The 2,058-nt window shown below is 45.1% G+C and carries 2 protein-coding genes; both read right to left on the minus strand.

Going from position 1 to position 2,058, the window contains the following annotated elements; genetic code table 11:
• Positions 1-416: 416 nt before the first annotated feature.
• Complete coding sequence (locus LK536_RS58360) at positions 417-1,133, minus strand: CvpA family protein (protein WP_008726529.1); 717 nt, start codon at positions 1,131-1,133, stop codon at positions 417-419.
• A 26-nt stretch (positions 1,134-1,159) separates the two neighbouring features.
• The gene (locus LK536_RS58365; RefSeq protein WP_008726530.1) at positions 1,160-1,987 is read right to left on the minus strand and encodes a Cof-type HAD-IIB family hydrolase; all 828 of its coding nucleotides are present in this window, start codon (positions 1,985-1,987) and stop codon (positions 1,160-1,162) included.
• Positions 1,988-2,058: the final 71 nt, after the last annotated feature.

Consider the following 2,058-nt stretch of genomic DNA (forward strand, 5'->3'; position numbering starts at 1 on the left):
CTGTTGTCTGTCTCAGCAGCAACTTTGATAGTATATCATAAGCATTTGCTTTTGTCAACAACTTTTTTAACTTTTTTGTTTTGCTGTTGTCATGTTTCTCGACTGCAACTTTTATATCATATCACAGTTTCCATATTCTGTCAACAACTTTTTTTACTTTCTTTTGAAAGCTCCCCCGCCGTTTTTTCGCGGTGGAACTATAATATAACACTACTTAATCAATATGTCAAGGGAATTTGTACCATTTTTTTAAACAATTTTACATGATATTTCACAACTACTAAATATGCCTATTTTCTTTGATTTTTTCTATATTTTGTGGTTATTAAAAAAATAGCCGGAATCTGTTGTCCCCAACTTTTCCCAGCTATTTGTCTTAATTAAACATAATATATGGACAACTTAATCATTTCTCATCAGAAGATTCCTTTCACAATGCCTCCTAATATAAGGTTTATCAGATTGTATCGGTATAGGAATGTCAGCCATGTACTGGCATACACCTGTTCCTCCAGCATTTTTCCCATAGGGGTTGCTGAAAACAGGTTCAGGATAAATCCGGCCACCCACAGAAAGAGCAGTCCCTGGGCCAGTCCCAGGAGGGCCCCCGCTATATGGTTCAGCCCATACAAAATAGGAAGGCGGGCAATCAGGTCCAGCCATCTGACAACCAGATGTATCAATATATAGACCGCCAGGAACAGTACAATGGACGCAATGGCATTGATGAGCATGTCGGCCAGATACATACTGATGTATTCTGCAAACTGGTCCACGCCCAGCATTTTGTAAATCTCACTGTTGTTGTTCTCCAGTAATGCGTCTTTTACTGACTGGGGCAGGTTCAGTCCCTCAATCAAAAGCCGTTGGGATGAGGGAAGCTGGGTTTCCTCCTGAGATGGTTCCTCCCATCCTGATATGTTCAATATGACATTGGCCGCGCTTTGACGTATGGATGGATTATCTTTTATGAATCCAGTCATATAGGGCGTTGCCATTTTTACTATAACTATAGTAAGGATCAGGGCTCCCAGGGATACGCACTGCTTCAGGAACCCCCGGTAATGTCCGTAGAGCACCATGCCCACCAGAAATACACCTGCCCCAACGGACAGCCAATTATCTATCATCATGTGTTAAGCTTCTTTCAGTCTCATTTTCAGTTTAATATCAGGCGCTCAATTGCTGCTGCAACACCATCCTCATCATTGGTCAGGGTTACCTGGTCAGCTGCATTTTTGGCTATCTCCAAGCCATTCCCCATAGCGATTCCGATTCCGGCGGCTTTGAGCATGGTTACATCGTTCTCCCCATCGCCAAATGCCATGGTGTCCTCCCTGCTGATTCCAAGGTGTTTGGCCAGCCACATAAGTGCATTGCCCTTCGTGGCGCCTTCGGCATTGATTTCCAGGTTATTATAGAGGGAAGAGCTGATGATTATCCCTTCCACTGAGGATAATTCTTCCCTGAGTATCTCCCTGTCCTTTAAATCAGCCAGGTATATATTTACCTTCTCAACATCCCTTTTGCATTGCTCCACATGGCGTATTACATCCGGCACCAGATCCCTGGTTGCCCGCACCATGTCCTGCATGACACCGGAAAGGCCAAAATCAGCCATATGGTCAATGAACTCCGGCTGTGAGATACCTCTTCCATCGATATAGGGATCGTACATGGCATTGTACTTTTTTACGATATTCAGTATTTCCAATGCTTTTTCATTGGAGAGCGTGCATCTGGTCAGGCACTTGGCTCCTGCAAGGTCGGCAACCGTCCCTCCGTTGGTCGTGATGGCATAATGGACACCGGGCAGGTTGCGGATTTCAGGCATGATGCCGTCTACCGCCCTTCCAGTGGTAGGGACGATTTCGATTCCCAGGCCGGAACATCTGAGCAGGGCTTCCTTATTACGCTCAGACAGGCGCTTCTGGCTGTCCAGCAAAGTACCGTCCAGGTCAAGTGCGATTATTCCTACGGATTTCATATAAATCTCCATTCCGCCGCCTTCGGATGGCGGCACAAATAGTTATGAAAGTCTTCCAACTCTCTACGCTG

The organism is Clostridium pacaense (assembly GCF_020709765.2).
Classification (GTDB): Bacteria; Bacillota; Clostridia; order Lachnospirales; family Lachnospiraceae; genus Enterocloster; species Enterocloster hominis.

Bases quoted from the DNA above. Each gene is read 5' to 3' on its own strand.
- LK536_RS58365 (WP_008726530.1), bottom strand. From the start codon at position 1,987: ATGAAATCCGTAGGAATAATCGCACTTGACCTGGACGGTACTTTGCTG.
- LK536_RS58360 (WP_008726529.1), bottom strand. From the start codon at position 1,133: ATGATGATAGATAATTGGCTGTCCGTTGGGGCAGGTGTATTTCTGGTG.